Origin of the sequence: Novosphingobium sp. SG754 (genome assembly GCF_013149315.1) — a bacterium.
In the GTDB taxonomy this organism is placed as follows: Bacteria; Pseudomonadota; Alphaproteobacteria; order Sphingomonadales; family Sphingomonadaceae; genus Novosphingobium; species Novosphingobium capsulatum.
The window spans coordinates 58,024-83,701 of sequence record NZ_JABGCC010000008.1 but is presented as its reverse complement, the minus strand read 5'-3'; the positions used below and the strand labels follow the sequence as shown (position 1 = coordinate 83,701).

The following is a 25,678-nucleotide window of genomic DNA, read 5'->3' as shown; positions in this document are numbered from 1 at the left end:
GATTATGTCACGGGCGGGACAGGGCGATGCTTCGTCAGGCCGAGGGCATCTGCTGGCTGGCGCAGTGGAAGCCACCGCCACCCACCAGCACGGCATCGCCCATCACGCCCAGCGTGGCGCGGCCGGGAAACAGCGCGCCGATGGCCTCCACGCCAGCTTCGTCGTGGACCGAGCCGAAGATCGGCACGATCACCGCATGGCTGGTGATCACGAAGTTCATGTAGCTGGCCGGCTGGATCATGCCGCCCCATTCGATGCGGCCCGGTGAGGGCACCTCGATCACCTCCACCCCAGCATCGCGGGCGCGCGCGGCGGCATCGGCATAGATCGCGGCATTGGGATCGTCCGGGCCGGTGGCACGGGGCAGGGCCAGGCGATTGGCGCCGACAAAGCGGGCCAGGTTGTCGACGTGCCCGTCGGTGTGGTCGTTGATCAGCCCATCGCCCAGCCACAGCACGCGATCATAGCCCAGGTCGCGCTTGAGGCGCATTTCCAGGTCGGCGCGCGACAGGTGCGGGTTGCGATTGGGGTTGAGCAGGCACTGCTCGGTCGTGGCAACCAGGCCAGTGCCATCGCCATCGAGCGCGCCGCCTTCGAGCACCCAGTCGGCCTTGCTGGCCGGCAGCCCGGCATCGGCGGCCAGGGTGGCACCGATCTCCTGGTCTCCAGGCATCAGGTACTTGCCGCCCCAGCCGTTGAAGCCAAATAGCTGCGCGCGGCGCCCACCGGCACCATCGGCCACCACCAGCGGCCCGGTATCGCGCAGCCATACGTCGCCATAGACGCGCTGTTCGATCTTGACGCAGGCGCTGGCCAGCCGCTCGGCGCGCATGCGGTTGGCTGCATCGCGCACTACCAGGCGCACTTCCTGGCCGCTTTCGGCCACGGCGCTGGCAAACGCGGCGATCTGCTCCTGCGCGCGGTCGATCACGCCCGACCATTCTTCGGCCAGGTGGGGGAAACCCACCCAGAGCCAGTCCTGCGGGGCGAATTCGGGGGGCATCATGCCGCCCGTCGGGTTCTCGTCGTTCATGGCCACGGCTTACTTGGCGCCGGTTACGGTTGCGCGGCTGGCATCGCGGATAGCGCGGAATTCGTCGCCCTGGTGCCAGTTGGGCCAGGTCGTGCCAGTGGCCAGCGCACGGCCGAGGCGGTAATAGAGCTCCACCTCCTGCGCCATGCCGGTCATGTCCCAGCTGTCGGAATATTCGTCCGACGGCTGGTGATAGCGATGCTCGACATAGTCTTCGGTGGCAGCCTCACCGGCCTTTTTGCCGCCGTTGATCAGGTCGGTGCCCCGGCCGACGGCAAACATCGGCACGCCGCGCTTGGCCAGGCTGAAGTGATCCGACCGGTAATAGTGGCCACGCTCGGGATGATCCTCGGGCGTTTCGGTCAGGTGCATCTGCGCTTCCACCTGGCGCAGGATCGCGGTGAGGTCAGACTTGTCGCCCCCGGTCACCTGCACGTCGCGCGTCGGGCCGATTAGCGACAGCGCATCCATGTTCACGCCGCCCACGGTGCGGGCCAGCGGATAGACCGGATGCTGGGCATAGTATTCCGAGCCGAGCAGGCCCGATTCCTCCAGCGTCCAGGCGGCAAAGACCTGGGTGCGCAGGGTGGGGCCGGCGCGGCGGTTCATGTCGGCCAGCGCGACCAGCGCGCCCACGCCGCTGGCGTTGTCGATCGCGCCGTTGCAGATGTCATCGCCCTTGGCGTCGGGCTTGCAGTGGCCCAGATGGTCCCAGTGGCCGGAATAGAGCACGTATTCGTTGGCGCGGGTGGTGCCCGGGATCACGCCGATCACGTTGTGCGAAGTGCTGTGCGTGACGGTGTTGTCGAACGACAGGCTGGCCTTGGCCCCCAGCGACACCGCGTGAAAGCCCTTCTGCTTGGCTGCGGCCGAAAGCGCGGCAAAGTCCTTGCCAGCGGTCTGGAAGATCGCTTCAGCCACGGGGCGGCGGATCCAGCCGTTGGCCTCGGTCTGGTCCATGCCCTTGTTGGCGCTGGCCACGAAATTGCCGGTGCCGCCGCTCGATTCCAGCACGTTCCAGCCATAGGCGGCGGGGAAGGTATCGTGCACGATCAGCGCGGCCTTGGCGCCATGGCGCGCGGCTTCGGCATACTTGTAGGGCCAGCGGCCATACCAGGTCATGCGGCGGCCCTTGAACAAGCCCTGTTCGTCGGCGTTTTCATAATCCGGGTCGTTGACCAGGATCACCGCGATCTTGCCCTTCATGTCCACGCCGGCATAATCGTCCCAGCCCAGTTCGGGCGCGGTGATGCCGTAGCCGACGAAGACCAGTTCGCTGGCATCGATCGCGGTGTGGTCTGCCTCGCGATAGGAACCCACCACGAAATCGGCGCCCGGCTTGAACGACAGGCTGCCCACGGTCAGCGGGCTGATGTTCTTGGCCGCGATCGTCACCATCGGCACGGGCTGCAACCACTCACCCTTGTTGCCGGGCTTGAGGCCGGCGGCCTTGAAGCGGGTGATGATCGCGTCGAGCACGGCCTGTTCCTTGGGCCCGCTGGGCGCGCGGCCTTCCAGTTCGTCTGACGCCAGCGTCTTGATCGCCTCACGCATCATCGGCACCGGCACGGCCGGCACGCGGGCGGCCGGGGCGGCAAACGCGGGAACAGCCAGGGCAGAGGCCAGCAACGCGGTGGCCATGCGGCGGCCAAGGGAAACATGCATGGTCAGATCCTTGCTATGGGATAACGCCGCGCCAAGGGGGAAGGCGCAGCTCATGCCGGCTACTTGGCAGAGCCGGCCGGCTGGGGCAAGACGACCCACGGTGCGGCAACGAGAGAGGGAGCCTGCGTGCGGCAAGGAATCGATTGGGACCATGCGTTTGTCCTTGCCCGCCGGCACACCACGTTCCTGGCCCGCGCGCTCGATCGCCAGCCCGAGGTGGCCACGCTGCTCGCGCAGGGTGAGATCGAAGCGGCACTGGCGCATGCGCGCCTGGCTGGGCAGGGCGTGGACGATGTCGGGATTGCCTTGCGGCGCGAACGCTTGGCCCTGGCGCTGGCCCTGGCGGTGGGCGATATCGCCGGCGCGCTGCCGCTCATGCGTGTGGTGCAGGCGCTGTCAGACTTTGCCGATCGCGCGCTCGATGCCGCCATCGCCGCCGCCATTGCCCGGCGCGCGCCCGATGCTGCGCCAGTGGGCTTTTCCGCCATCGGCCTGGGCAAGCACGGCGCGCAAGAGTTGAACTACTCGTCGGATATCGATCCCATCCTGCTCTACGATCCCGACATGCTGCCGCGCCGCCCGCGCGACGAGCCGGGCGAGGCGGCGCAGCGCGTGGCGCGTGGGGTAGTCGAACTGCTCTCCACGATTACCGAGGAAGGCTATGTCTTCCGCATCGATTTGCGGCTGCGCCCAGCCTCGGAAGTCAGCCCGCTGGCCATCCCGTTCGAAGGGGCGATCACCCATTACGAATCGAGCGCGCTCGCCTGGGAACGCGCGGCCTATATCCGCGCCCGTGCCGCCGCTGGCGATGTCACGCGCGGCCAGGCTTTCCTCGATACGATCCGCCCCTTTGTGTGGCGGCGCAGCCTCGATTTCGGTGCGATCGCCGAAATCGGCCGGCTCACCGCCCGCATCCGCGATCACTATGCCGCCGGACAGGTGGTGGGGCCGGGCTATGATCTCAAGCGCGGGCGCGGGGGTATCCGCGAAGTGGAATTCTTCGCTCAGACCCACCAGCTGATCCATGGCGGGCGCAATCCCGCCCTGCGCCTGCGCGGCACGCGCCCGGCGCTCGATGCCCTGGCAGAAGCCGGTATCATCTCTGCGGATGACGCGATAGTCATGGGCGAAAGCTATGACCGGCTGCGCGTGCTCGAACATCGCTTGCAGATGGTCGCCGATCAGCAGACCCATGCCCTGCCGCCGCAGCAGGCCGCGCTCGACAGCGTGGCCCAGCTGGCCGGCCACGACGATGGCGCCGCGCTGATTGCCGAGGTGCAGGATATCTCGCAGGCAGTGGCGCAGCGGTTCGATGCCCTGCTGGCGATCATTTCGCCCACCGGCGCGGTGGCGGTGGACAACCGCAGCCTGGCGCAAGACCTGGCGGAGATGGGTTTTGCCGATGCCGAAGGGCTGGCCGGGCGGGTGGAAGCCTGGGACAGCGGCGCATTTCGCGCGCTGCGCAGCGACGAGGCCCGCGCCGCCTTTGCACGCGTGCGGCCGCAATTGCTGCAGGCCCTGGCCGAGGCGCCCGATCCCGATCATGCGCTGGCCCGGTGGGAACGGCTGCTGGCGGCGCTGCCCTCGGCGATCAACGTGTTCCGCCTGCTCGAGGCGCGCCCCGGCCTGATGGCGGTGGTCATGCGCGTGCTCGCCCATGCTCCGACGCTGGCCGAAGATCTGGCGCGGCGGGCAGACCTGCTCGATACGCTGATCGATCATTCCGCCTTCGCTCTGCCGGGCAGCGTCGATGAGATCGTCGCCACTCTGGCGCGGGGCGAGGTGGGGGATGATTACCAGCGCCTGCTTGATGCCGTGCGCCGCAAGGTGGGCGAGCTGCGCTTTGCCTTGGGCGTGCAACTGGTGGAAGGGCTGCACCCGCCGCTGGCCGTGGCCGCTGCGCTCAGCCGTGTCGCCGAAGCCGCCATCAGCGTGCTCGGCACAGCGACTGAGGCAGAGTTCATCCGTGTCCATGGCCAGGTGCCCGATGCGCGCATGGTCGTGCTCGGCCTGGGGCGGCTAGGCGGCGGCGCGCTCACCCATGCCTCCGATCTCGATCTGGTGTTCCTGTTTGGCGGGCCAGGTGATGCCTATGCCCGCGAATCCGACGGCGGCCGGCCGATCGGCGGCACGCTCTACTTCAACCGCCTGGCCCAGCGCATGATCGCGGCGCTATCGGTGCCCACCGCTGCGGGCGCGCTGTACGAAGTGGATACCCGGCTGCGCCCGTCTGGCGCGCAGGGACCGATCGCGGTCAGCCTCGACAGTTTCGAACGCTATCAGCGCGAAGACGCGTGGACCTGGGAGCACATGGCGCTGTGCCGGGCCCGGCCTCTGTTCGGGCAGGCTGCCGATCGCGCCGCGCTTGCCGATATCGTGGGGCGCGTGCTGCGCCATGCGCGCGATCCGGTTGCCCTGCGCGAAGACGTTCTGGCGATGCGCGCCGAAATGGCGCGGCACAAGCCGGCCAAGGGCCCGCTTGATGTGAAACTGGCGCGTGGTGGCCTCGTCGATCTCGAATTCCTCGCACACTACCTGCAACTGCGCGATCATGTTGCGCTCGAACCCGATCTGGGCGCGGCGGTTTCCGCGCTGGAGGATGCCGGCCTGCTGCCGGCGGGCCTGCGCGCGGCGCATGATCTTCTTGCCGGCCTGCTGGTGGTGGTGCGCCTGGTTGCCCCTGATGGCATGTTCCCGCCACCGGCCAGCCGTGCCATCGTGGCCGCTGCCTGTGGCCAGGAAAGCTGGGACGCCCTGCTTGACGCGGTGGCCGGGGCAAGACACCGCATTGCCGCTGCCTGGGGCCAGGTCTTCGGGCAAGCATTGGAGACATGACGCATGAGTACTTTCCCCGGCGTGGGCGATCCGCTGCCCGATCTGCCGCTAACTGCCCCTGATGGCAGCGTGGTGAAGCCATCCGATTTTGCCGGTCGCAAGCTGGTTGTGTTCTTCTATCCCAAGGACGATACGCCCGGCTGCACCACCGAGAACAAGGACTTTTCCGCGCTGGCCGAGGAATTTGCCGCCGCCGGCACCGCGCTGCTGGGCGTGAGCAAGGACCCGCCCAAGAAGCACGAGAAGTTCATTGCCAAGCATGGCCTGGCAGCCCCGCTCGCCAGCGATGCCGAAGAAGGTGGCCTGTCCGATGCACTCGGCATCTGGACGGAAAAGTCGATGTATGGCCGCACCTACATGGGCATGGAGCGCACGACCTATCTAGTCGGTGCCGATGGCCGCATCGCCCAGGTGTGGAACAAGGTAAAGGTCAAGGATCACGCAGCGCAGGTTCTCGCCGCCGCCCAGGCGCTGTAACGCGCGCGGCATGACTGCATCGCTTCCCACCGTGGCGGCCGCGATTCGCGCCGCCATGTTGACGGCCGATCCGCGTGACAAGGCCATGGCCACCCGCGCCGTGGCGCGCGATTGGGCGGCCGGCCGCCTTGCTTTCGCCTTCGACGTGGCCATGCCCGATAGCCCGGCGCGTCCGGCCGAGCCGGAACTGCTGCCGCCCAACCGCATGCCCAAGCGCGGGCGCGGCGGTTCCGAGCGCGGGCGCCTCGCGCTGATCCATGCGCTGTGCCACATCGAATTTGTCGCGATCGACTTGGCGCTCGACGCTGCGGGGCGGTTCGGTGCCGAGCGCGGGCCGGATTTCGTCAGCGACTGGCTGGGCGTGGCGGCGGACGAGGCGATGCATTTCAGCCTGCTGGCCCGGCGCCTGCGCGCCCTGGGTAGCCATTACGGCGCGATGCCGGCGCACGACGGGCTGTGGGATGCCGCGCGCGAAACCGCGCACGATGTTGCCGCCCGCCTCGCCGTGGTGCCCATGGTGCTGGAGGCGCGCGGTCTCGATGTCACGCCGCAAACCATTGCGCGGTTCGTGGCGGCAGATGACCACACCACCGCGCGCATCCTGCAGCGAATCGTTGACGACGAAGTGCGCCACGTTCGCTTCGGCACAAGCCATTTCGCCAAACTGTGCGAAGAGCGTGGTAAACCGGCACCGCAACTTTGGAAAACCCTGGTCGCGCAGCACTTCCGTGGCAGCGTTAAGCCACCGTTCAACGACTCGGCGCGTCGTTCAGCCGGTCTGTCGTGCGAAATGATGGCGGCTCTTGCGTGATGGGGGCAGCCGCCGCTACCCCTCCGGCACGAGATCGGCGGGGGGTATCCACCAATCTCTGAACAAAGCTTGGCCAGCGATGTGGTTCCTGCCGCAGTCTGACAAAGTCGCGTTCGCTGGGGGTCAGCACGGAACGGATGCCGCTGGCGCAGGGCCCGATTGGCCCAACGTCGGTGTGTGTCTGCCGAAAAGAGGTTGTACGGGTCGCAATGAAAAAAGCTTTTTCTACCGGTCTGGCTGCCATTGGCACCATGCTCGCCTTGGGCCTCGCCACGCCGGTTCTCGCCAACAGCGCCGCTTCTGCCGATATCACCGCCCCGCTGCGTAATGCCGAAGCCGCCAAGGCCGGGATGACCGCGCCGGCCGGCGATGAAGAATTCTCCAAGCTTTTCGCCAGCTGGGAAGCACTCGATGGCGGCAAGGGTAGCTCGGCCCAGGCGCCGCTGGTACGCACCGCTTCGGTTTCCATCCCCACTCTGATGCCGATCACCAGCAGCCGCCCGATGAGCAGCGGCTTTGGTCTGCGCAATCACCCCATCTACGGCGGCCTGCGTGCGCACAAGGGCGTCGATCTGCCCGCGCCGACCGGCACGCCGATCCGCGCCAGCGCCGATGGCGTGGTGGGCAAGGCCGAACGCTTCGGCGGCTACGGCCTCTATGTTCAGCTTGAGCACGGCGGCAATCTCGAAACCCGCTATGGCCACATGTCGCGCATCGCCGTTGCCGAAGGGCAGCATGTGCACAAGGGTGACGTGATCGGCTATGTCGGTTCCACCGGCCATTCGACTGGCCCGCACCTGCACTATGAAGTGCGCGTGGCTGGTAACGCGGTCAATCCGCTGCCCTACATGCAGCGCGATGCCAACCTGGCCCAGCTGGCCAGCGCCGCTGATTCCTCGCAGATCCGCGCTTTCAACGCCACCGACGCCGAGGGTGAAGGCGACGAATAAGGCGCCAGTTTCTGGAATAACGCATCGGAGAGGATGCGGAAAAAGGCGGCCCGCAACGGCCGCCTTTTTCTATCGGCGCCGGCGGGCAGATCGCGGCTGGGGCCTGCAAAAAGGGCCGCGCAGCATGGCTATGCTGCGCGGCCCTTTTTGCTTAAGCCTGTCGTGTGGCGGTCAGCCCACCAGCTTCTTGATCACGGCGCGCACATCGTCGGCCAGATCGGGGCGTTCCAGGGCCAGGGCGATCGTCGCCTCGACAAACCCGGCCTTGCTGCCGCAGTCGAAGCGGCGCCCGGCAAAGGTCACCGCGTGGAACGGTTGCGTGCCGATCATGCGGGCCATCGCATCGGTCAGCTGGATTTCGCCGCCAGCGCCCTTTTCTTGGTTTTCCAGCGTGCGCATCACTTCGGGTTGCAGGATATAGCGGCCCGAGATGATGAGGTTCGACGGGGCTTCTTCACGCTTTGGCTTTTCAACCAGGCCGGTCACTTCGGTCAGCGAGTCAGACTTGCGCGCGCCCGGCGCAATCACGCCATAGCTCGATACTTCCTCTTCCGGCACTTCCAGCACCGAAATCAGGTTGCCGCCCACTTCGTTGTAGGCTTCGACCATCTGCTTCATGCAGCCGGGTGCGCCCACCATCAGTTCGTCGGGCAGGAAGATGGCAAAGGGTTCATCGCCCACCACTTCGCGGGCGCACCACACGGCGTGGCCCAGGCCCATCGCCACCTGCTGGCGCACGGTGACCAGATTGCCCGGCTTGATGCGGGTATCGTCCAGCACCGACAGGTCCTTGCCCCGGCTGGTCATGGTGGTTTCCAGCTCGAATGCGGTGTCGAAATGCTCGACAATTGCGGTCTTACCGCGCCCGGTCACGAAGATCAGCTCTTCGATGCCCGCTTCGCGCGCTTCGTCCACGGCATACTGGATCAGCGGGCGATCGACGATCGGCAGCATCTCCTTGGGAATGGCCTTGGTGGCGGGCAGGAAGCGGGTGCCGAGACCGGCAACGGGAAAGACGGCCTTGCGGATCGGCTTGTGGCGGCTTGCGGTGGTTTCGCTCATGTCGGTGTTTGTCCCATTGTCCGGTTACACGATAGTTAAGCAGCCTCCTTTTGTGATGACAAGTTCTCCGCAGGCCGGAACGTGCAAAAAATGCTGCAATGCAATATTGGCGCCGTGCCGTCTCTTTGCTGCCCTCCAGCCAGCCCGCAACCTTGCCCCTTGCCCTGTCCGGCAAACCGGCTAAACCGCCGCGATGGACAAGATCATCATTCGCGGCGGCAAGCGTCTTTCTGGCACGGTTCCTGTTTCCGGGGCGAAGAATGCGGCGCTCACGCTGCTGCCCTGCGCGCTGCTCACCGATGAAGCGGTAACGCTGCGCAATCTGCCCCGCCTGGCGGATATCGACGGCTTCCAGCACCTGATGAACCAGTTCGGTGCGTCTACCGCCATTGCCGGCGGCCGGCCCGAGGATTTCGGCCGGGTGATGACGCTGCAGGCCACCCGCCTCACGTCGACCGTCGCGCCCTATGACCTGGTGCGCAAGATGCGCGCCTCGATCCTGGTGCTGGGGCCGCTGCTGGCCCGCGCTGGCGAAGCCACCGTGTCACTGCCTGGTGGTTGCGCCATCGGCAACCGGCCGATCGATCTGCATCTCAAGGCGCTCGAGGCGTTTGGTGCCCATATCGAACTGGCCGCGGGCTATGTCCGCGCGATCGCGCCCGATGGCGGGCTGCCGGGCGGGCGCTACAGCTTCCCGGTGGTGTCAGTCGGCGCCACGGAAAACGCGCTGATGGCGGCGGTTCTGGCCAAGGGTAAATCGACGCTGCACAATGCTGCGCGCGAACCTGAAATCGTTGACCTGTGCAACCTGCTGGTCGCCATGGGCGCCGAGATCGAGGGCATCGGCACGTCAGACCTGACGATCCACGGCGTCGCGCGCCTGCACGGCGCCACCTACATGGTCATGCCCGATCGTATCGAGGCCGGCTCCTATGCCTGTGCGGCGGCGATCACCGGCGGCGAAGTGACGCTGCAGGGCGCGCGGATCGAGGACATGGAAACCACCGTCCAGGCGCTGCGCGATGCTGGTGTATCGGTGGAGCCGGTGCGCGGCGGCCTGCACATCGCCGCTGATGGTGATCTGCGGCCCGTGACCATTTCCACCGCGCCCTATCCCGGCTTTGCCACCGACATGCAGGCCCAGCTGATGGCCATGCTCTGCCTCGCCAAGGGCTCCAGCATGCTGACCGAAACCATCTTCGAAAACCGCTACATGCACGTGCCCGAGTTGAACCGCATGGGTGCGCGTATCGAAACCTCGGGCCGCACGGCCGTGGTCCATGGCGTGGACAAGCTGTCGGGCGCCGAAGTCATGGCCACCGACCTGCGCGCATCGATGAGCCTGGTGATCGCCGGGCTCGCCGCCGAGGGCGAAACCCAGGTGCACCGCCTCTACCACCTTGATCGCGGGTACGAGCGGCTTGAGGAAAAGCTCGCCCTGCTCGGCGCCGATGTGGAGCGCGTTGGCAGCGACTGAGCGCGCACCTGATCCAGCTCAGTAATAAAGGGGCCGCGCGGATCTGCCGCGCGGCCCCTTTTTTGTGTCCCTATCGTGGGGTTCAGGCGGCTTCGGCGGACTCGCCCTTGGCTGGGCGCTCGCTCGGCTCGCGGCGCTTGCGGCCCAGGATCAGGCCGCCCAGGCCCAGGGCGAGCAGGGCCAGCATGCCCGGTTCGGGCACATCGGTGCCACCCGTGCTGCTGCTGCTCGACGTGGACGACGAGGGAACCTGCGGATCGCTCGGCACGACATAGCCACCGCTATAGGTGCCGATGTGCATTTCCCCATCCTGGGTCAGGCTGCCGAACACCGCCGAACCCTGGATATAGTTGTAGGTGTGGGCGGCGGCCTTGGGCGCCAGCACCGATCCGCCCCAGGCGGTGGTCAGCGTCAGGTCCGTGGCATCGGCAAAGTTCCAGATCACGTGCTGGCCCAGGTTTGCCGTGCCGCCCAGGAAGTTGTCGTTCAGGTTGATCGTGCTGCCCGAAACGTTGACGATCACCGTATCGGCGCCATTGGTGTTGAACTGGATTTCGCCGATAGAATTGAGATCGGCCGCGGTGATCGAGAACACCGCCACGCCGCTGGCATTGGGCTGGGCATTGAACGTGCCGCGGTTGCCGCTGATCGCCAGGGTGCTGTTCGCGGTCTGCTGCGACAACTGATACGACAGCCCGGTCATGCTGGTCGACATCAGGCTGCCGTCCTGCTGCAGATTGCTGACAAATGCCGGATTGGTCGTGCCCAGGTTGGATTGCACGATGTTGGAATTGACGTTGGTGTTGTCGATCGATCCGCCCACCTGCACCGTCTGCGTGCCGCCATTGAGGTTGAACCCGCTCGACACGCTGCCGCCCACGATTGCGCCCGAACCGTTGTTGAGGTTCTTGATCCCGCCGTTCACGTCACCCACCACGACCAGGCCCGGCCCGGTATAGCTCGATGCCGGCAGCGTGGAGATCAGGTAGTTCGATGAATTGCCGGTGAGGTTGCCACCAACGAACGTGCGCCCTTCCACTTCGGATGAGGACGTCAGGTTGCCCAGCACGATCAGGTTGTAGACCTTGAGCGCGTCGATCCCCACCGGGGTGGACGCGGCCATGGCATTGCAAGGCAGGGCCAGCGCGGCCAGAGTGGCAAGGGCAGCGGTCATCCGGGGGCGGGCGGGCATGACGAATCGATTTCCTGTGGAATGCGCGCCGGCATAGACGCGCGCGTTCCTCCTGCCCGCTTTGCGCCGTAACGCAACCGCGATTTGCCCATCGTGCCCTTGTGGCACAATGATTTGACAATCGTTAACGATCGAACGGGCTTGGAGGCGCCCGGGCGGAGCGATCGCCCGCCTTCAGCGCGGATCCACGGTTAACCCGATGCGCGTGCGCTCAGGATATCGACCTGGGCACGGATCGGGCCGATGTCATACCCGCCCGCTGCTGCCTTGGCAGCGATCTCGAACGGGTTGGCGCCATTGGCGGCCTGGGCCAGCGCCCACAGCAGCGTCGATCGCGTGCCCGACCGGCAATAGGCCAGCACCGGCGCATCGCCCGCCTGGCGCAGTGCCTGCTGAAAGGCGTCTACCTGGGGCATCGAAAAGCCGGCATGGGTTACCGGAATGGCGACGTAGGCAATGCCGGCATCCTGCGCCGCGGCGGCGATTTCCGCGCCCGGCGTCTGGTCGTCGGATTCGCCCTCGGGCCGGTTGTTGATGATCAGTGTCACGCCCAGTTCCTTGGCCAGGGCCACGTCTTCCACGGTAATCTGCGGGCTGGCCAGGAACTGGCCGTCGATCTGGCGAAACTGGGACATGACAAACCCTTGTTGACGGGAGTGAATTGGCGAGAGTGAAGGAGCAGATGTCGCGGATCAGGCCTTGGCGAGCGCTACGCTGCGCTTGCGCCGGCCGGCGATGTTGAGCAGTTCTACAAAGACCGAAAAGCCCATCGCGGCATAGATATAGCCCTTGGGAATGTGCACGCCAAAGCCATCGGCCAGCAGCACGAGCCCGATCATCACCAGGAACGCCAGGGCCAGCATGACGAGCGAGGGATTGCGCTCGATGAAGCGGGCCAGCGGATCGGCGGCCAGCATCATCAGCGATACGGTGGTAACCACGGCGGCGATCATGATCGCGATCTGATCGGTCATGCCCACGGCGGTGAGGATCGAATCGATCGAAAATACCAGATCGAGCGCGATGATCTGCGCAATCGTCGCCCCGAAATTCGCCACCACGGCTTGCCCGGCGCCTTTGGCTTCATGGCCCTTGTGGTCGAGCATTTCGCCACTGGGTTCGGGATCGAGCGTGTGGTGGATTTCCTTGGTTGCCTTCCACAGCAGGAACAGCCCGCCCGCTACCAGAATCAGGTCGCGGCCCGAAAATGCCGTTTCGAACGTGGGCTCGCCATGGGCGCCGGGTGCGCCGCGCAGGCCCAGGTCGAACAGTGGGGTCTGCAAGGTCACGATCCAGCCGATCAGCGACAGCAGCGCCAGCCGCAGAACCAGCGCCAGCGCCAGGCCGATGCGCCGCGCCCGCGCCTGCTGGTGGGCGGGCAACTTGTTCGAGAGAATCGCGATGAACACCAGGTTGTCGATGCCCAAGACGATTTCGAGCAGCACCAGGGTGAGAAACGCAACCCAGGCTTGCGGGTCGGAAAGAAGAGCGACAAGGTCCATGGCGCGCTTGTGCCGTATCGTTCAGCCCCCGGCAAGGCGTCAGGGGGCAGCAAAGCGCGGCACTTTTGTCACGAATTGTGGCTGCGAACGATATTTTGCGGTGGAATCACCTGCGCCCGTCGATTCCGTTCGCGCATCGGCTTTTTCTTCGTTATAGTCCTTGGCGCAATGGAGAGGGCCGGCCCTAAAGCCCGGCACGTTGTCCTTGTCGCGCCCCTGGTCTCCGCGTCCGGCCAGTGGCGCCAGGAAATTTGGGGCGGATTGTAAGGTTTATTGGGTTTTATGGGTTTTGACAGAGGGCGGCGTGGTCGCGGACGCGACAAGCGCGACGGTTTCGGCGACGACGGTTTCGATCCCTACGGCGGCGGTGGCGGTTTTGGCGGTGGCTACGATCGCGGCGGCTTCGGCGGCGGTGACCGTGGTGGCTTTGGCGGCGGCAATCGCGGCGGCGGCTTCGGCGGCGGCGACCGTGGTGGCTTCGGCGGCGGTGATCGCGGCGGCTTCGGCGGCGGCAATCGCGGCGGCGGCGGTGGTGGCGGCTTCGGCGGCCCGCGCGGCGGCGGCATGCCTGCACAGGTTGTCGGCACCGGCAAGGGCGTCGTCAAGTTCTTCAACGGCCAGAAGGGCTTCGGCTTCATTCAGCGCGAAGACGGCGGTGAAGACGTGTTCGTCCACATCAGCGCCGTGGAACGTGCCGGCCTCGAAGGCCTGGCCGAAGGCCAGACGCTGGAATTCAACCTGGTTGATCGTGGTGGCAAGGTTTCTGCCGCTGACCTTCAGGTTGTTGGCGATGTCATCCCCGTGGCGGCCAAGCCCGCAGCCCCGCAGCGCCAGCTGACCGGTGAAAAGGCCACTGGCACGGTCAAGTTCTTCAACGGCATGAAGGGCTTCGGCTTCATCACCCGTGATGACGGCCAGCCCGACGCGTTCGTGCACATCAGTGCCGTTGAACGTTCCGGCATGCGCGAGCTCAACGAAGGCGACAAGCTGGAGTTCGACCTCGAAGTTGATCGACGAGGCAAGTACTCGGCGGTCAACCTGGTGCCGCGCCAGGATTGATCCCGGCCGCATTGCCCCTCGGGTCTGTGAGACCCAGGGGCCTTGCATCACCACATACGCGTGCAAATGGCGGTCCGCTGGGCCGCCATTTGTCGTTTTGCAGCCATCCCCGTTCCAAACACCTTTATCCTTGGAAACTACAGGAGCATTGCCCATGTCCATCACCCCGCTCATGCCCGTCTATCCCCGGTGTGGCGTGCGTCCGGTGCGCGGCGAACACTGCCACCTGATTTCCGAGGACGGCACGCGCTATCTCGATTTCGCCAGCGGCATCGCGGTCAATCTGCTGGGCCATTCGCACCCGCACCTGATCGGCGCGATCCAGCGCCAGGCCGAAACGCTGATGCACGTGTCCAATCTCTATGGCAGCCCCCAGGGCGAGGCGCTGGCGCAGCGCCTGGTCGACATGACCTTTGCCGCTACGGTGTTCTTCACCAATTCCGGGGCCGAGGCGGTGGAATGCGCGATCAAGACCGCGCGCGCCTATCACCAGTATCACGGCCAGGCCCCGGAACGGTTCGAGATCATCACCTATCGCAATGCCTTTCACGGCCGCACGATGGGCACGATCAGCGCGTCCGATCAGGAAAAGATGCACAAGGGCTTCCTGCCCATCCTGCCCGGTTTCCATTATGTCGATTTCAACGATCTGGAAGCGACCAAGGCGCTGATCGGCCCGCATACCGCCGGCATCCTGGTCGAGCCGATCCAGGGCGAAGGCGGGATTCGCGAAGGCAGCGAAGAGTTCATCAAGGGCCTGCGCGCGCTGTGTGACGAGCATGGCCTGCTGCTGATCTTTGACGAGGTGCAGTGCGGCGTGGCGCGCAGCGGCACCATGTTCGCCTATGAACAGTATGGCGTAGCGCCCGATGTCATGGCGATTGCCAAGGGCATTGGCGGCGGCTTCCCGCTTGGCGCCTGCCTCGCTACCGAAACGGCGGCACGCGGCATGGTGTTTGGCACCCACGGCAGCACCTATGGCGGCAATCCGCTGGCCATGGCGGCCGGTAATGCCGTGCTCGATGTCGTCGCCACTCCCGAATTTCTTGCCCAGGTGCGCGCCACCGGCGATCGCCTCAAGGCGCGGCTCGAACAGTTCATCGGCAACTATCCCGACCTGTTCGAAATGGTCCGCGGCAAGGGGCTGATGCTGGGGGTGAAGTGCAAGGTCGAGCCGCGCCCGTTCGTGGCCCACATGCGCGACAATCATCAGCTCCTGGCCGTGGCCGCTGGCGACATGACGTTCCGCGTCCTGCCGCCGCTGGTGATCGACGACAGCCACATCGATGAATTCATGGACAAGCTTTCGGCCGCCGCGGCCAGCTATGTTCCTCCGGCTCCTGCGGCGTGAGACAGCGGTAATGATCAGGCATTTCCTCAATCTTTCCGATGCCGGCGGTGATGCGGTCGCCGCGATGCTGGCCGACGCGCTCGATCGCAAGGCTGCCCGCGCGGTCTGGCCCAAGGGCCGCGTCGATGCCGATGCTCCCCTGGCCGGTCATATCCTGGCGATGGTGTTCGAAAAGAATTCCACCCGCACGCGCGTGTCGTTCGACGTGGCGATGCGCCAACTCGGCGGCTCGGCGCTGATTCTCGATGCCGGCAATACCCAACTGGGCCGGGGCGAAACCATCGCCGATACCGCGCGCGTGCTCAGCCGCATGGCCGATGCCATCATGCTGCGCACCGACGATCACGCCAAGGTCGAGGAACTGGCCCACTATGCCAGCGTTCCGGTAATCAATGGGCTCACCGATCTTTCCCACCCCTGCCAGATCATGGCCGATCTGTTGACCGTGATCGAACATGGCAAGGCGCTGCCCGGCCTTACCGTGGCCTGGCTGGGCGACGGCAACAACGTGCTCAACTCGATCGTTGAGGCGGCCGGGCTGATGAAGTTCAACGTGTGCATCGGCGTGCCCGAGGGCTATGATTGCGACGCCGGCTTTATCACCCGCGCCCAGGCACAAGGCGCAGCCATCACCGTGCATCGCGACGCGGCCGAGGCCGTGGCCGGGGCCGATGTGGTGGTCACCGATACGTGGATTTCGATGGGCCAGGCTCACGCCGAAGCCAAGCTGGCGGCCATGGCGCCGTTCCAGGTGGATGAAGCGCTGATGGCCCGCGCGAAGGGCGATGCGCTGTTCCTGCACTGCCTGCCGGCCCACCGCAACGAAGAGGTCACGGATGCCGTGATCGATGGGCCGCGTTCGGTGGTGTGGGACGAAGCGGAAAACCGCATTCATGCCCAGAAATCCGTTCTGCGCTGGGCCTTTGGCCAGATCTGACCATTATTCTCACACGACGAAAGCTTTCATGACCGACCAAGCCGAAACCGGATTTGACCAGGTATTGCAGTTCACCGTTCCCGGGCGCGATGCCCGGGGGCGGGTGGTGCGCCTGGGGCCGGTGCTCGACACCGTGCTGTCGGCCCACGCCTATCCGGCGCCGATCCGCAACCTGCTGGCCGAAGCGCTGACCCTGACCGCGCTGCTCGGCGCGCTGCTCAAGGACGACGATGGCCAGTTGACCATGCAGGCGCAGACCCAGGATGGGGTGGTCGATCTGCTGGTATGCGATTATCGCGGCGGCGAATTGCGCGGCTATGTCCGCCACGATCGTGCGCGGCTGGACGAGCTGGGGCCGCATCCCTCGCTGCATGCGCTGTTCGGCGATGGTTACCTGGCGATCACGTTTGATCTGGCCAGCAGTGATCAGCGCTATCAGGGCATTGTCCCGCTCGAGGGTGATTGTCTGGCGCGCGCCTGCGAAAGCTATTTCTTCCAATCGGAACAGGTGCCAACGCTGATCCGGGTGGGGGTGCATGCGGAAAATGGCCGCACCGTGGCGGGCGCCTTGCTGGTGCAGCATCTGCCCGATGGCGAGGAGGGGCGCGAGCGCCTGCACGCGCGGCTCGATCACCCGGAATGGGAACATGTCGCGGCACTGGCCGGCTCGCTGACCGAAGCAGAACTTACCGATCCGCAACTTGGGCTGGAAAGCCTGGTGTGGCGCCTGTTTCACGAGGAAAGCGAAGTACGCGTTGCCCAGGGCCATCCGCTCACGCGGGGGTGCCGTTGCACGGCCGAGCATTATCGCGATCTGCTGGCCCGCTTTGGTGCGGAACAGCGCGCGGAAATGGCCAACGACGATGGTCTTATCGTCGTCGACTGCGCGTTCTGCTCGAAAGAGTTTCCGCTTCGTTTCGATTGACGGCCGTTGCCGACCGGAGGTCTTCAATCGCACCAGCATCGCAGCTATATTGCCAAGGGCTGCCGCAGCCTGTGCGGCAGGGTTGGAGGGTGGTTGATGACGTATCGTAACGCGCTGCGCCGCGCCCTCGCTGCGGTGATCGTCCTGCCGGCATTGGCTTGGGTCGCCCCCGCCGATGCCGAAAGGGCGCCGGCCACTCTCGCGATGCTCGATCGCATCGCGCCGGGCCAATGGCAGGTCCACGCGCGCGAGGCTGGCGGATTTGAGGGCCGGCTGTGCCTCGCTGAAGGGCGCCCGCTGATCCAGCTACGCCATCCGGGGCAGGCTTGCCGCCAGTTCGTGGTGCAGGACGAAGCCAACGCCATTTCCGTCAGCTATGTCTGCGGACAGGCCGGCTCGGGCTTGACACGTATCCGCTATGAAAACGATCAGCTGCTGCAGATCGAGGCGCAGGGCATCGCCAAGGGACTGCCTTTTTCCTTCAACGCCGAAGCGCGGCGCCTGGGCGACTGCACCGCGCGCTGATCACGCTGCGAACGCCCGGCTGGGGGTTGCCTGTGCCGGGCGAGGGGGCTAGCCCCGTAGCATGACTGATACCCAATTGTCTTCTTCGTCCGGCGCGGAATCGGCGCCGCTGGCGGTTGTGCTGCTTTCCGGCGGGCTCGATTCAATGGTCTGCGCTGCGCTTGCGCAAGAGCAGGGCTTCCGTGTCCTGGCCCTCACCATCGATTACAACCAGCGCCATCGCGTGGAACTGGATGCCGCGCGGGTGATCGCGGCGCGCCTGCAGGTTGAGCGTCATGTCATCCTGCCGCTCGATCTGCGCCAGTTCGGTGGATCGGCGCTGACCGACGCGATCGATGTGCCCAAGGATGGGCTGACCGACGATATCCCGATCACCTATGTGCCGGCGCGCAACCTGGTGTTCCTCTCCCTCGCACTTGCCTGGGCAGAGGCGGCAGGGGCGAACGCGCTGTTTATCGGCGTCAACGCGCTGGATTATTCCGGCTACCCCGACTGCCGCCCGGAATTCATCCATGGGTTCGAAGGGCTGGCCCGCGTTGCCACCAAGGTCGGCAGCCAGGGTGGCACGGTAACCGTGCACGCGCCGCTGCAACACCTCAAGAAGTCAGAAATTGCCCAGGAAGCGGCCCGGCTGGGCCTCGATGCCGGGGAAAGCTGGTCGTGCTATGATCCGCTGCCCGATGGCCGCGCTTGTGGGGAATGCGATAGCTGCCGTTTGCGCAAGGCGGGCTTCGCCGAAGCGGGCCTGACCGATGGAACGCGCTACGGCGCCTGAGCGCCCGGCCTAGTTGGACCGACACGACAAGGGGACGAGCAGGCAGGCCCTGCTCGTCCCCTTCGTTCATTCAGGTGCTGTATTACTGGCGAACGAACACGCCGCAGGCGAGGCGCGCGCCGCTGTTGCCGCTTGGATCGGTCTTGTAATCGTCGGGTGCGGCATGGATGACCAGCGCCGTGCCATCGGCATCGAACAGCGCCGGGCCGGTCATGTCGGCGCCGCCGCGCAGGGCAAAGTCCAGTGCCCCGGTTCCGTCGGCTCCCACGGTCAGGTTGGTAAGGTCACCCAGGTGCGCCCCGGCGGGGTTTTCCGCGCCATGCTGGTGGCCATCGGGATTGAGATGCCCACCTGCAGTGGTGAAGCCGGGGGCATCACACTTGCCAACGGTGTGCAGGTGAATGCCGTGGACGCCGGGCGGCAGACCCTTGGCATCGACGTGGACACGGAACCCGTCAGGGCCTTGGAGCAGTTCGGCGGTGCCCGCGCTGGCGCCGCTGGCCAGCATCAGCGTGGCATTGGCCACGACTTGTGCCTTGGGCGTGGGGGCGCTGTGCATGCCCGCCATGCTGCCATCGCCACAGGCAGACAGCGCAATCGGCAGGGCAAGCGCGACGATCGCGCGCGGCGCGAAGGTGGTTACGGTACGGCGCAGGCGAGAGGACAGAAGCGGGGAAGGCATGGTGGGATCTCCGTGGCTTATGCCGCCATCAAGGCTGGGGCCGATACGCGGCGCATCGTATGTCGCAACAACGAAAAAGGGGCCGGATTGCTCCGGCCCCTCGTTCGTTTTGGGTCTTCATGACCGGCCCCGTTTGACCGGGGCCGTGCCACTTAGTTGCCCGAACCCGGACCGTACGTGATTTCCACGCGACGGTTCTGCAGTTCACGCACGCCGTCGGCGGTCGGAACGCGCGGGTTGGCTTCACCAAAGGCCTGGCTGGTGATCGTCGAGGCCGGGATGCCGTGCGACGTCAGGTAAGCCTGGACCGAGGAGTTACGACGTGCGGACAGGCCAAGGTTGTACTTGGGCGAGCCCGAACGGTCGGTGTAGCCGGCCAGCATGATCGGAACAGTCTGGCAGTTGCCATACTGGGTGATCGCGTTGTCGAGAATGGTCGCCGCTTCAGGCGTGATGTCCGACTTGTTCCAGTCGAAGAACACGATGTACGGGCCCTTGTTGCACACCGGCGGCGGCGGCGGCGGCGGCGGAGGCGGGGGGGGCGGAGGCGGCGGGGGCGGCGGCGGGGGCGGCGGGGGCGGCGGGGGAGCCTGCTCTTCGCCACCGAAGTTGTAGGTCAGCGTGCCCAGGATCGAGTGCGAGCGCAGACGCGTCGAGAAGTTGGCGCCGGCATAAGCACCCGAGGTGCCAACCAGGTTCACGTCCTGAACGTTGAAGAAGCGGTACTTCAGACCCACGTCGACGTGCTTGCTGAGCGGCGCGCGAACACCGGCCAGAACCTGCCAAGCGAACTTGGTCTTCGAGTCGTCGAGCAGACCTTCGGGCGTGGCGACATAGTACTTCGCCTTGGCGACGCCGGCACCACCGCCGATGAAGCCCTGCAGGCCATCGTCGGGACCGAAGTCGAGCAGGCCGTTGACCATGAAGCTCAGCGCGCTGGTGCTGCCGCCGATCTGGCCGTTGTCGCGCGAGTACACAGCGCCGGTGACGTTGTTACGCACGTTGCTGTTGCGAGCACGACGGTAGCTGGCTTCGGTTTCGAGGCGGAAGCCGCCGAAATCGTAACCTACCACGCCACCGAAGTCGTAGCCGGTCTTGGAGCTGACGGTGGCGGCATTGGCCGTACCGTTCACATTGTGGTCGGCGTCTTCCAGCAGCATGACGCCGCCATCACCTTCCACATACCAGCTCTTGCTCTTGGCAAGCGCGGGCGTCGCCATTGCGCTTGATGCCAAGGCCAGGCCCAGGATCAGTTTCCGCATTACGTTTCCCCTTTTTTGCGAGATCATGCCACGTCGTGGCGGTTGTCTACCGGTTCTGTTATGTTCATGCAAGCGGACACACGCGTGAACTGTTGCCTAAAAGCCACTGTATCAGTTGCCCTTGCAGCAATTTCCCGGTTGAAACCACCCTCATGTGCCCCCTCCAATGCGGAAGCCCGAAGCCGGTTCCCGATCGACCATCAAAAAAATTTGAGATGAGGCGAATTTTCATTGCGATGGCCGGTGCAAATTGATGCAACCAGTACGGCGAACCGGGTGCCAATCTGGCTTGCCCAGGCTTGCCGCTGGCCTTTCAGCGGCCTGCTGCCATGGCTGGCGCAATCTTGTGCACTGCACTAGGTACGTGTGGCTCATAGGGCGCGGTGGCGCCATGGACCGGGGAAACGACAAGACCATGCTGCGCCGCCTCTACGAATGGACCATGGCCAAGGCCGCCCATCGCCATGCGGCATGGTGGCTGTTCCTGTTCGCGTTCATGGAAGCCAGCTTCTTCCCGATCCCGCCACACCCGCTGCTGGGCCTGATGTGCCTGGCGCAGCCGCGCAAGGCCGTGCGCTATGCCGCGTTTGCCACGGCCGGCTCCGTCATGGGAGGGTTGCTCGGCTATGCCATCGGGCATTTCCTCTACGATAGCGTTGGCACACAACTGCTTGCGTTGCTTCACCTGACGCAAAGCTTCCCCAAGGCGGCCTGCTATCTACGCGAGTATGGCGTGGAGATCATCGTGCTCAAGGGCGCGACCCCGATCCCGTTCAAGCTCCTGACGATCACCGCCGGGTTCATCGGCATGCCGCTGCTGCCCTTCTTCCTGGCCAGCGTGGTGTCGCGCTCGATCAGCTTCATGATCGTGGGCGTGCTGTTCCGCCTGTTCGGGGCGCCGATCAAGCGTTTCATCGACAAGTACCTCGGCCTGGTCACGGCCGGCTTCGTCGTGCTGGTCGTGGCCGGCTTCGCAGCTGCAACCTTGCTGGGCGGCGGCGGAGCCAAGAACGCCGCGATGGAACGCTGCGAGAAGGCAATCCTGACCCAGCCGTAAACGCCGCAGCGGTTAAGCCCGCGTCTTGACTGCGGCGCGCAACATGACAAGCTCACCACCTTGGATCTTCAGGCTGTCACGGGGCCTGACCGCGTTGCGGCTGGCCGGGCCCCTTGCTTTGGCGGAGGGAAGGCATGGCACGTGGTGGAGCGAATACTGGGCAAATTGACAGTGGTTTCTTGGGGCAACTTGCCGGCTATGGCCTGACCACGATCGAGGTGCATTATTACATGCCCGATCACCCCGCGCTGCTCCAGATGTTTGCGTTTCAGCAATATGATCTTGCCCCGCGCTTCCCGCGCCTGGGTGGTTTTCTCGATCACTGGCGGCGCGAAATCGATGCCGCGCTGCATTCCATCCGCATCGCCCATCGGCATCTGATCGGTCCGCAGGAATACCGCGCGGTCAACGGCGTGATCACTATCAACTGATCGAGCCGGGCTGATCGAGCTGGACGGGCCCGCGCTTTTGCGTCGCGCCCGTCCGGTTTGGTTCAATAGCGCCAGCTCTTGAGATCGGCCCCGGCGGGGGCGGTCTCCGCGATCCGCTTGAGGATCTGGGGCAGGTAGAACGTGTGATAGCGCAGCCGCGAAATCGCGTTGGGCTGGGTATGGTCACCGCTCCAGCAATGCTCGGCCCGGTCGCCATAATCGACCACGCCGCGATAGGGCGGATCGCTCTTCTTGAGGAAATCGTCCATCAGATAGACGGCGTTGTTGAGGAAGTAATTGTCCATCGTGCCCACATAGATATGCAGCTTCCCCTGCAGCTTGGGCGCCAGGGTTGGCCAGTCGCGCTCCAGGATATGGCGCAGGTCATAGTTGTCGCGCCAATAGGCGGCCACCTTGGGATCGATCACGCCGGTGCGCTTGTCCCACAAGCGCTGCGGATAGCCATCGGCGGCCATGGGTGAGAACACCGCTTCCCAGATATCCCATTGTCCGCCCGAGCGGTTCTTGTCGCCCAGCACCAGTTCCAGGCGGTTTTCCATCTCCATGGTGTAGGGAACGTGGTCCAGCCAGTCGCGCTTGCCGGGGTGCTCCACCCGCCCGAACGGCCCTTCATAGGCATAGGCGTTCTTGTCGGCATAGATGTCGGTCAGCATGAACTGGCGGAAATCGATCGGATCGGGGCAGGCGGCGAAGGCGCCGTTGTAATCATCCGGGTACTTGATCTGCACGCCCAGCGATTCCCACCCGCCGGTCGACCCGCCATAAAGGAACCGCGCCCAGCCCTGGCCAAGGCCGCGGAACTTCTTCTCGATCGCCGGCACCAGTTCGTGGGTAATGGCATCGCCATAGGGCCCAAGGTTGGCCGAATTAACTGCATAGGAATCATCATAATACGGATTGGAATGGTCGATCTCCACCGCCAGGAAGCGGGGGAAGGCATCACCGATCCACTGCTGGTAGAACGCATAGGCCTCTTCCTGTTCGGTGCGGTTGTAGCAGGGCAGGTTGAAGCGCTCGCTGCGTTCGCATTTCAGGTTGGGATCGGGCGGGGTGGTGCGAAAGCCGCCGAAATCGGCCGGGAAGTGGCCATGGAAAATCATCAGCGGAAAGTGCGCCTCGGGATGCTTGTCGAAATCGCGCGGCACCAGGACGTGCGCGGTCAGATAGATGTCGCGGCCCCAGAACTTTGACAGCAGTGCGCTGCGCATCTTGAAATGGCGCACGAAGGGCGTGTCAGCCGGTGGGGTGATCGGCGGATTCACGTTGTCGAGCGTGAGGGCGATCGTGCCCGGCCTGGCCGGGTCGAAATCGACCGTCTGCGGCGTGCTGAACAGGTTGCCCGGCTCTGCCCGCCAATTCTGCCCGGCGCCGCGCGGCGCGGGCAGCTTCACCGTCTTGCCATTGCCCAGGTGATAGGTGTCATAGCGGTGCAGCACGGCCTGCACGGTATAGCGCCCGGCTGGCACGCTTTTGAGATCGAGCGTGGGAAAACCCAGCACCCCACTGCCCACCGTGGTGCTGTCACCGGGCTTGAGGCTATCGACCGTCACGCCGAAGACCTGCGCGGAATCATAGTCGGCCTTGACCTGTTCGCGCGGCTGCGGATCGGGCTTGGCCGCCAGGATCACCAGCACCCGCCCATCGACCGGCGCATTCTTGGCCGTTGCCGGCAGCGTGACGCGGAAATCCTCGGCCTGGGCCGGCACGCTGGCGAGGCCAAGCCCGATGCCCAAGCTCAGCCCCAGTGCCTGCGCCAGAAGACGATGACGTGCGATGCGTTTCATGATGGTGCCCCCACCCGAATTGGTCAGGGCCGCACTATTCCTGCAAAAGCGTCGATTGTCAGCCGTTTCCGTTGCCACTGCCGGCGTCGATGCGCGGCAGGCGTTGCGCCTCGATCCCCGCATAGAAATGCGCGACGGACCGCTGCAGTTCATAGCGCGCCAGCTTCACCGCGGCGAAGCGGTCGGGAATTGGCAGCGATCCCGCCTCGGTCATGTCGAGGCCTTGCGCGACCGCCTGGTTCAGCGCCTGCTCCAGCCAATCGAGCCAGTCGCGGGTCTGGGCGATGGCCGCCGTCCCGCTGGGATCGAGCGGGCCATGGCCGGGCACGAGTTGGTGATGGGGCAGGGCGGCCAGCGTCGCCAGGCTCTCGCGCCAGGCCGCGAGGTTGGCATCGGGCGTGGCCGGGGCGCGATCGTAAAACACCAGGTCACCGGCCAGGATCGTGCCGCTCGCCTCGTCGACCAGGACCAGGTCGCCATCGGAATGCCCCTTCAGCGCCATGGCCTGAAGCCGCCGGCCCGCAATCTCGATTGGCCCAGGAACGACCGTCGCGCCGGGCAGGGCTACGGCAGTGCCGCGCATCCAGTCGGCCAGGATGCGGTACATCGCATCGGCAAAGCCATTGCCGTCCCGCTCCAGTTCGGTGCGGGTGGCGGGCAGCGCGGCCACGATCGCCGGATCGAACGCCGCCGTACCCAGGGCATGATCGGGATGCAGATGGCTGAGAAACACACGCCGCACCGGGCCGTGGCACAGCTTTTCCGCCACCGCCGCCAGCCCTTGGGCATAGCGCAGCGACGGGCCGCAGTCGAACAGCACGGCACCGCCTTGCGGGCAGGCCATGATCACTGCATTGGCGATAGCCCCGCCATTGCCAAACACGATGGCCTCGTCCGCGCCGCGCACCAGCCAGATGCCCGGCCCGATCGGCTGGGGATCATAGGCATAGCGACCGGCAAAGGTTTCCGCCCGGGCCATGCGCGCCGGCAATGCCACGGGTGCGGCGGCAAGCAGGCCCAGGGTCGCGCGGCGCGATAGCGTCATGGTGTCAGCCTGCCGTCAAACGTGCGACCGTTGCTGTCGGCCATATGGATGCTGACCGGCCCGGCCTGTGTTGGCGGCAAGAGCAGGGTGAATGCCGGGTCTTCGGATACCGAGCCGTTGATCGTCATCGTGCCCAGCGCCGCGCCATCGGCGCCACGCACCTGCATCGACTCGATGTTGTAGGCGGCGATATTGTCGACATAGCCGGTGTCCATCGGATGGCGCACGCTCACGCGCAGGCGGGTATCGGCGGCCTCGTGCCACAGCTTCCCGCGCATTTCGCCCAGATGCTGCGCCCAATCGCCTTTGACCCGGCTGACCGGCGGTGCCGAGCAGCCACCGCCCGCCGCATCGATCCAGCGCCCGCCCACGTGCCACACGCCATCGGCGGTCAGCACCAGCGCCCGCACCGGCGTGCGCTGGTCCAGCTTGATGCGCAGGCTGACATAGGGAAGCGCGCCTTGGGGCTGGTAGTCGATCGCCACAGGCAGGGGGTTCAGATCCATCAGCACGACGATCCGCTGCACCTTGCCCAGTGCGCGTGCATCGACGGTAACGGGGAAAACATGCTGGTTTTCCGTCACATCGGGCATGGTGACGATTACCGCCGGATCAAACCGCACCGGCGCCTTGCCCAGCAGCCAGGCAGCATGGTTGGCCCACATTGGCGAGGCGAGCGGATCGGCCACTAATCCAGGCGCAGGGGCGGCGGCAACCGGCGCAGCGCTTGCCAGCAAAGCCATGATCGGCACGAGGAGGGCAGGGCGCTTCATACCAAGGCACCATTTGCCTTGATCGGACAGCATTCTACAATTGCACC

The 25,678-nt window shown here is 65.5% G+C and carries 24 protein-coding genes; 13 read left to right on the top strand and 11 right to left on the bottom strand.

The window, feature by feature from the left end:
* Positions 1-34 precede the first annotated feature (34 nt).
* Positions 35-1,033, bottom strand: a complete 999-nt coding sequence (locus tag FHW97_RS18110) for an agmatine deiminase family protein (protein WP_054132351.1) — start codon at positions 1,031-1,033, stop codon at positions 35-37.
* A 9-nt stretch (positions 1,034-1,042) separates the two neighbouring features.
* Complete coding sequence (locus tag FHW97_RS18105; RefSeq protein WP_253941864.1) at positions 1,043-2,698, bottom strand: M28 family metallopeptidase; 1,656 nt, start codon at positions 2,696-2,698, stop codon at positions 1,043-1,045.
* Between the two features lie 126 nt (positions 2,699-2,824).
* On the opposite strand from FHW97_RS18105, the gene glnE reads away from it, so the two are divergent.
* The 4 genes from glnE (at position 2,825) to FHW97_RS18085 (ending at position 7,771) form a co-directional block, all read left to right on the top strand.
* Positions 2,825-5,533 carry a bifunctional [glutamate--ammonia ligase]-adenylyl-L-tyrosine phosphorylase/[glutamate--ammonia-ligase] adenylyltransferase gene (glnE, locus tag FHW97_RS18100; RefSeq protein ID WP_370525464.1) on the top strand — a complete coding sequence of 903 codons (2,709 nt, stop codon included), beginning with the start codon at positions 2,825-2,827 and terminating at the stop codon, positions 5,531-5,533.
* A 3-nt stretch (positions 5,534-5,536) separates the two neighbouring features.
* Positions 5,537-6,010 carry a peroxiredoxin gene (locus tag FHW97_RS18095; protein ID WP_054132334.1) on the top strand — a complete coding sequence of 158 codons (474 nt, stop codon included), beginning with the start codon at positions 5,537-5,539 and terminating at the stop codon, positions 6,008-6,010.
* A 10-nt stretch (positions 6,011-6,020) separates the two neighbouring features.
* Positions 6,021-6,821, top strand: a complete 801-nt coding sequence (locus FHW97_RS18090) for a ferritin-like domain-containing protein (RefSeq protein WP_054132335.1) — start codon at positions 6,021-6,023, stop codon at positions 6,819-6,821.
* A 209-nt stretch (positions 6,822-7,030) separates the two neighbouring features.
* Positions 7,031-7,771 (top strand): M23 family metallopeptidase, encoded by a 741-nt coding sequence (locus tag FHW97_RS18085; protein ID WP_022676142.1) that lies wholly within the window; start codon positions 7,031-7,033, stop codon positions 7,769-7,771.
* Between the two features lie 171 nt (positions 7,772-7,942).
* On the opposite strand, the gene galU is transcribed toward FHW97_RS18085, so the two are convergent.
* The gene (galU, locus tag FHW97_RS18080; protein ID WP_054132336.1) at positions 7,943-8,833 is read right to left on the bottom strand and encodes a UTP--glucose-1-phosphate uridylyltransferase GalU; all 891 of its coding nucleotides are present in this window, start codon (positions 8,831-8,833) and stop codon (positions 7,943-7,945) included.
* 193 nt (positions 8,834-9,026) lie between these two features.
* Between galU and murA the strand changes: the two genes are divergently transcribed.
* Positions 9,027-10,310, top strand: coding sequence for a UDP-N-acetylglucosamine 1-carboxyvinyltransferase (gene murA / locus FHW97_RS18075; RefSeq protein ID WP_022676144.1), 1,284 nt, complete (start codon positions 9,027-9,029; stop codon positions 10,308-10,310).
* 82 nt (positions 10,311-10,392) lie between these two features.
* Here the strand turns inward: murA and FHW97_RS18070 are convergent, their stop codons facing one another.
* The 3 genes from FHW97_RS18070 to FHW97_RS18060 all read right to left on the bottom strand — a co-directional run bounded on the left by FHW97_RS18070 (position 10,393) and on the right by FHW97_RS18060 (position 13,004).
* Positions 10,393-11,502, bottom strand: a complete 1,110-nt coding sequence (locus tag FHW97_RS18070; protein ID WP_082209096.1) for a choice-of-anchor A family protein — start codon at positions 11,500-11,502, stop codon at positions 10,393-10,395.
* A 191-nt stretch (positions 11,503-11,693) separates the two neighbouring features.
* A complete protein-coding gene (locus FHW97_RS18065) occupies positions 11,694-12,137 on the bottom strand; it encodes a TIGR01244 family sulfur transferase (RefSeq protein ID WP_022676146.1) in 444 nt (147 codons plus the stop codon).
* Between the two features lie 57 nt (positions 12,138-12,194).
* Positions 12,195-13,004 carry a TerC family protein gene (locus tag FHW97_RS18060; protein ID WP_022676147.1) on the bottom strand — a complete coding sequence of 270 codons (810 nt, stop codon included), beginning with the start codon at positions 13,002-13,004 and terminating at the stop codon, positions 12,195-12,197.
* Between the two features lie 282 nt (positions 13,005-13,286).
* Here FHW97_RS18060 and FHW97_RS22275 point away from each other — a divergent pair, with 282 nt between their 5' ends.
* The 6 genes from FHW97_RS22275 (at position 13,287) to queC (ending at position 18,576) form a co-directional block, all read left to right on the top strand.
* Positions 13,287-14,063, top strand: a complete 777-nt coding sequence (locus tag FHW97_RS22275) for a cold-shock protein (protein WP_054132337.1) — start codon at positions 13,287-13,289, stop codon at positions 14,061-14,063.
* Between the two features lie 154 nt (positions 14,064-14,217).
* Positions 14,218-15,414, top strand: coding sequence for an aspartate aminotransferase family protein (locus FHW97_RS18050; protein ID WP_022675933.1), 1,197 nt, complete (start codon positions 14,218-14,220; stop codon positions 15,412-15,414).
* Between the two features lie 10 nt (positions 15,415-15,424).
* Positions 15,425-16,351 carry an ornithine carbamoyltransferase gene (gene argF / locus FHW97_RS18045; protein WP_022675934.1) on the top strand — a complete coding sequence of 309 codons (927 nt, stop codon included), beginning with the start codon at positions 15,425-15,427 and terminating at the stop codon, positions 16,349-16,351.
* 28 nt (positions 16,352-16,379) lie between these two features.
* Positions 16,380-17,276, top strand: a complete 897-nt coding sequence (locus FHW97_RS18040) for an Hsp33 family molecular chaperone HslO (RefSeq protein ID WP_022675935.1) — start codon at positions 16,380-16,382, stop codon at positions 17,274-17,276.
* Between the two features lie 96 nt (positions 17,277-17,372).
* Positions 17,373-17,801 (top strand): DUF3617 family protein, encoded by a 429-nt coding sequence (locus FHW97_RS18035; RefSeq protein WP_022675936.1) that lies wholly within the window; start codon positions 17,373-17,375, stop codon positions 17,799-17,801.
* Positions 17,802-17,862: 61 nt separating this feature from the next.
* Positions 17,863-18,576, top strand: coding sequence for a 7-cyano-7-deazaguanine synthase QueC (gene queC, locus FHW97_RS18030; protein WP_022675937.1), 714 nt, complete (start codon positions 17,863-17,865; stop codon positions 18,574-18,576).
* Positions 18,577-18,658: 82 nt separating this feature from the next.
* Here the strand turns inward: queC and FHW97_RS18025 are convergent, their stop codons facing one another.
* Positions 18,659-19,258, bottom strand: a complete 600-nt coding sequence (locus FHW97_RS18025; RefSeq protein ID WP_022675938.1) for a superoxide dismutase family protein — start codon at positions 19,256-19,258, stop codon at positions 18,659-18,661.
* Positions 19,259-19,410: 152 nt separating this feature from the next.
* Positions 19,411-20,520, bottom strand: a complete 1,110-nt coding sequence (locus FHW97_RS18020) for an OmpA family protein (protein ID WP_171799392.1) — start codon at positions 20,518-20,520, stop codon at positions 19,411-19,413.
* Positions 20,521-20,935: 415 nt separating this feature from the next.
* Here FHW97_RS18020 and FHW97_RS18015 point away from each other — a divergent pair, with 415 nt between their 5' ends.
* Complete coding sequence (locus tag FHW97_RS18015) at positions 20,936-21,577, top strand: YqaA family protein (RefSeq protein WP_171799413.1); 642 nt, start codon at positions 20,936-20,938, stop codon at positions 21,575-21,577.
* 134 nt (positions 21,578-21,711) lie between these two features.
* Positions 21,712-22,008, top strand: a complete 297-nt coding sequence (locus FHW97_RS18010; protein WP_022674832.1) for an usg protein — start codon at positions 21,712-21,714, stop codon at positions 22,006-22,008.
* Positions 22,009-22,070: 62 nt separating this feature from the next.
* On the opposite strand, the gene FHW97_RS18005 is transcribed toward FHW97_RS18010, so the two are convergent.
* Genes FHW97_RS18005 through FHW97_RS17995 form a run of 3 tightly spaced genes read right to left on the bottom strand, consistent with a single transcriptional unit; the run spans position 22,071 to position 25,631 of the window.
* Complete coding sequence (locus tag FHW97_RS18005; protein WP_171799391.1) at positions 22,071-23,813, bottom strand: alpha/beta hydrolase-fold protein; 1,743 nt, start codon at positions 23,811-23,813, stop codon at positions 22,071-22,073.
* Between the two features lie 58 nt (positions 23,814-23,871).
* A complete protein-coding gene (locus FHW97_RS18000) occupies positions 23,872-24,858 on the bottom strand; it encodes a quinoprotein relay system zinc metallohydrolase 1 (protein WP_171799390.1) in 987 nt (328 codons plus the stop codon).
* A complete protein-coding gene (locus FHW97_RS17995) occupies positions 24,855-25,631 on the bottom strand; it encodes a quinoprotein dehydrogenase-associated SoxYZ-like carrier (protein WP_171799389.1) in 777 nt (258 codons plus the stop codon). Before FHW97_RS17995 ends, FHW97_RS18000 begins: the two co-directional genes overlap by 4 nt.
* Positions 25,632-25,678: the final 47 nt, after the last annotated feature.